This is a genomic window from Corallococcus llansteffanensis (assembly GCF_003612055.1).
GTDB lineage: Bacteria > Myxococcota > Myxococcia > Myxococcales > Myxococcaceae > Corallococcus > Corallococcus llansteffanensis.
On sequence record NZ_RAWB01000731.1, the window covers coordinates 1 to 4,266 of the forward strand.

The following is a 4,266-nucleotide window of genomic DNA, read 5'->3' on the forward strand; positions in this document are numbered from 1 at the left end:
GGCCGGAGGGCGGTGGCCGTCGGGGCGGGCGTGCTGGACGGCGTGGACGATGCGGGCCTCGGCCTGGAGCTTTTCGACGACGTCGGCAGGCAGGCGGGCGCGCTCGGCGGCGACGGCGAGGGTGATGAGGAAGGCTTCGCTGACCGGCCCCTGGGTGGAGGTGTCGCGGGCACTGGGAGTGAAGGCGAGGGCGTCCACCACGGTGCCGGAGGCGGTGCGCACCTGCACGGGGCGCTCCTCGGTGGCCAGGGCGAGGGCGGTCTCCAGGCGGGCCAGGACGGGCCAGGACTCGGAGGCCACGGGGCGCAGCCGGCCGACGACGCGGTGTCCGGGGGCATCCACGAGGCGGGCCACGCGGCCGCTCCAGTTGGGCACGTGGACGTCATAGACGACATCCACGTCCAGGGCCTCGGCGAGCTCGCCTTCGGGGAAGTCGGGCACGGGGGGCAGGCCGTGCAGGTGCCGGCTCGCCGCGGCCGGGGCCAGGTCGAGGGAGAACGCGAACCAGGGACGCGAAGCCGCGGGGCCAGGTGCCATGGGCCGGAGTGTCCCCGGCGCGCGGCGGTGGGACAAGGGCCGGGCGGTGCGCGCGGTGTGGATCCACGAAGTGGGTTCCGGGTGGCTCCGACCTTTCCCGGACGTGCGGTGACTCGCGCCCGGGGGTCACGTCACGACGGCGGCGAGGATGCGCTCGAAGAGCCACGGGGCGCGGCCGAGCAGGCGCACCACGGACCTTCGCAGGCGCGGGCGCCTCGTGAGCATCAGCAGGCCGTGCGTCGTCCAGGAGTACTTGCGGAACACCTGCTGGAAGGTGCGCTCGTAGGGCAGCAGGGTGTCGCGGCCCGCGCCCTTCGCGAGCGCGTCCGGGAGCAACGCGCCCAGGGACTCCGCGCAGGCGAAGGCCAGGGTGAGTCCCTCGCCCGTCACCGCGTCCACGTAGCCCGCCGCGTCTCCCACGAGTGCGAAGCGGTCCGCCACCCGCGTCCGCGCCACGCGTGCCAGGGGACCCGCGCCGCGCACCTGCGAGTCAGGCTCCACGCCCGCGAGCTGCTCCGCGAGCTTCGGGAAGCGCGCCAGCAACGCGTCGAAGCCCACGCGCTCCGTCACGGTGCCGGCCTCCCACAGGAACGCAATGCCCACGCGCTCCGCTCCGGCGGGCGTCACGTAGGCCTCGACGCCAGAGGCGAAGTGCACCTCCACGTAGGGCGTCCACGGCACGCGGCGGAAGTGTCGCCGCAGGCCGAAGCGACGAGGGCCTTCGCGGACCACGTCCAGGCCCTCCGCGCGGCGCAGCGGCGAAGCCAGCCCGTCCGCCGCCACCAGGAACCGGGCCTCCACCGGCCCCGTGGGCGTCTCCAGCGTCACCCCTGTGTCCGTGCGCTGATGCGACACGACCTGCGTGTGTTCGCGCAGGTCCACGCCCACTTCTCTCGCCCGGGAGACGAGCGCCGAGGACAGGGCCAGCCTGCGCACGCCCAGGCCGCCGGGCGCCGGCAACTTCCCTTCCGCCGAGCTGCCGTCCTCCTGAACGTAGCGGATGCCCACGAAGGGCGAGCTCTCACGCCGGTCCAGGTGCGCGAGCGCGCCCAGCCGCTCCAGCGCCTCCAGCCCCGAGGGCATCAGGCCCTCACCACATGCCTTGTCTACGGGTGTAGACGACCGCTCCAGCACCACCGTGTCCAGCCCGCGTTTGGCCGCGGAGATGGCCACCGCGAGCCCCGCCGGGCCACCGCCGACCACGACCACGTCGTGACGTCTCACCCGCCCTGCCTCATCACGAGTCGTGCTCCGCGCGCACCATCGCGAGCGCGCTCTTCGCCATCTCCACCGCGAGCCCCACCGCGCCCACCTTCTTCGGCGCCGTCAGCTCTCCCGCCAGGTAGCGCCGCAGCGCTTCGCCCCTGCGCAGCTTGCCGCTGGAGGTGCGCGGCAGGGTGCCCGGCTCCAGGATGCGCACCGTGTGCGGCTGCACGCCCGTCGCCTCCACCACCGCCGCGCGGATGTCCGCCTCCAGCGACGCCTCGTTCCCCGGCGCCGCGCGCTCGGCGAGGATGAGCAGCGCTTCGTCCTCGCTGCCCTCGGGCGTGAAGCCCAGCGCCACCGCGCAGCCCGTGCGCACGCCCTCCACCGCGCCCAGCGGCTCCTCGAAGGCCTGCGGCGCGTGGTTCGCGCCCCGGATGATGACCAGGTCCTTCGCGCGGCCCGTCAGGTACAGCTCCCCGTCCGCGCCGAAGCCCAGGTCGCCCGTGTCGAGCCATCCATCGCCCGTCAGCGCGCGCCCCGTCGCCTCCGCGTCCTCGAAGTAGCCGCGCATCACCGACGGCCCCTTCGCGAACACGCGTCCCACCCGGCCCTCCAGCAGCTCCGCGCCGTCCTCGCCGCGCACCTGCACCTCGAAGCCCGCGACCGGCGCGCCCACGCTCACCAGCGTCCGCGTCCCGTCACGCACCTGTCCCTCGCGCGCCAGCACGTTCGGATCCACGCCCAGCTCGCGTGGTCCCCGGCCCGCGGGTGGGAACGTCACCGCGAGCGACGCCTCCGACAGCCCGTACACCGGCCGCAGCGCTCGCGCGGAGAAGCCCCACTGCTCGAACCGCTCCGCGAAGCGGCGCAGCGTGTCCGCGGACACCGGCTCCGCGCCGTTGAGCGCGTGCAGCCACCCCGACAGGTCCACGCCCTGCATGTCCGCGTCCTTCACCCGCTTCAGGCACAGCCCATAGGCGAAGTTCGGCGCCGGGGACACGAAGCCCCGGTGCCGCGACAGCGCGCGCAGCCACAGCGCCGGCTTCACCAGGAACGTCTCCGGCGGAATCAGCACCAGGCTGCCCGGGTAGTACAGCGCGGAGAGCACGCAGCCGATGAGCCCCATGTCGTGGTACAGCGGCAGCCAGCTCACGCCCACCGGCGTCACGCCCGCGGCCAACGGCATCGCCGCCTCGAGCGCTGCCACCTGCGCCACGAGCGCTCCTTGCGTCAGCGCCACCGGCTTCGGATCCATCGTGGACCCGGACGAGAACTGGATGAGCCCCAGCGCATCGGGGTCCACCTCCACCTCCAGGTCGTCATCCCCGTGCATCACCGCGTCCACGGTGTGGCAGCCCAGCCGGGGCCGGGCCTGCTCCACGCTGGGCCCCAACAACAGCCGCACGCGCGTGTCCGTCAGCACCACGCTCGCGCCCGTCACCTGGAGCATGCGCGACGTCGTGCGGTGGTACTCGTCCAGCCGGCCCAGCCGCACCGGCGGATACAGCGGCACCGGCACCGCGCCCGCCAGCAGCGCGCCGAAGTAGGCGTCCATGAACGCGGGCGACGTGGGCAGCAGGATGGCCACGCGGTCCCCCGGCCTCACGCCCAGCCGTGCGAGCCCCGCCGCCGCACGCTTCGCGCGCCGGTACACCTGGGCCCAGGGCAACGACGTCTCGCGCTCGGAGGCATCCACGAACACGAGCCCGAGCGACGTGTGCGACGTCGCCTTCAGCATCGCGTTCACCGTGGCGTGCTTCAGCGCGGGCAGCGGCGGTCCCTTCACGGGTGCGCTCCCGCTTCCGGCGTCGACTTCTGCTCCATCGCCGCGACCCGCGCGGCCACCAGCCGCGCCAGGTCCTCCACCGTGCGCACGCCCTGCGCGTCCTCCTCCGACAGCAGCACGCGGAAGCGGTTCTCCAGGCCCACCGCGAGCACCGTCAGCCCCAGGCTGTCCAGGTGCAGGTCGCGCAGCAGGTCGTGCGAGGGCTCCACCCCGCCCTCGAACTCCAGCTCCTCGCGGGCGATGCGGCGGATCTCCGCCATCGCCTCCGTCACGGTGTCAGCCACGGCGTACCTCCGGAATGAAGCGGGGACGGTCGGCGAACGCCTCGGAATACATCGCGCCGAGCGCCGCCTCCTCCGCGCGGATGCGCACGAAGAGCAGGATCGCGTTGCCCACCGTGAAGACCACCGCCGTCACCCACGCTCCGTGGATGAGCGGCACACACAACAGCTCCAGCACCACCGCCACGTAGTTCGGATGCCGCAGGAAGCGGTACGGCCCGCCCGTCACCGGCGCCAGCCCCGGCACCACGATGATGCGCGAGTTCCACCGGTCGCCCAGCGTGCCGATGGCCCAGTACCTCAACCCCTGCGCGATGAGCGCGCCGACGAGTGCCGCCACGCTCCACGCGCCCCAGAAGGGCCGGTGCAGGACGAACACCTCCGCCACGCACGCCAAGAGGAACAGCGTGTGGAACACCACCATGAACCGGTAGTGCCCCTGCCCCGTCTCCACCC

Annotated in this window: 5 protein-coding genes; all 5 read right to left on the reverse strand. The window is 73.7% G+C overall.

Annotated elements, in window-relative coordinates; translation table 11 throughout:
• The coding region (locus tag D7V93_RS39085; protein WP_120648145.1) for a gamma-glutamylcyclotransferase family protein at positions 1 to 537 on the reverse strand (537 nt) is incomplete at its 3' end.
• Between the two features lie 126 nt (positions 538 to 663).
• Complete coding sequence (locus tag D7V93_RS39090) at positions 664 to 1,761, reverse strand: NAD(P)/FAD-dependent oxidoreductase (RefSeq protein ID WP_120648146.1); 1,098 nt, start codon at positions 1,759 to 1,761, stop codon at positions 664 to 666.
• Positions 1,762 to 1,774: 13 nt separating this feature from the next.
• On the reverse strand, positions 1,775 to 3,529 hold the full coding sequence (locus D7V93_RS39095) for a fatty acyl-AMP ligase (RefSeq protein ID WP_120648147.1): 1,755 nt from the start codon (positions 3,527 to 3,529) through the stop codon (positions 1,775 to 1,777).
• Complete coding sequence (locus D7V93_RS39100; RefSeq protein ID WP_120648148.1) at positions 3,526 to 3,813, reverse strand: acyl carrier protein; 288 nt, start codon at positions 3,811 to 3,813, stop codon at positions 3,526 to 3,528. The genes D7V93_RS39095 and D7V93_RS39100 overlap by 4 nt, the downstream gene beginning before the upstream one ends.
• Positions 3,806 to 4,266, reverse strand: a 461-nt coding sequence (locus D7V93_RS39105; protein ID WP_120648149.1) for an isoprenylcysteine carboxyl methyltransferase family protein, incomplete at its 5' end; no start/stop codon positions are given. The genes D7V93_RS39100 and D7V93_RS39105, both read right to left, overlap by 8 nt.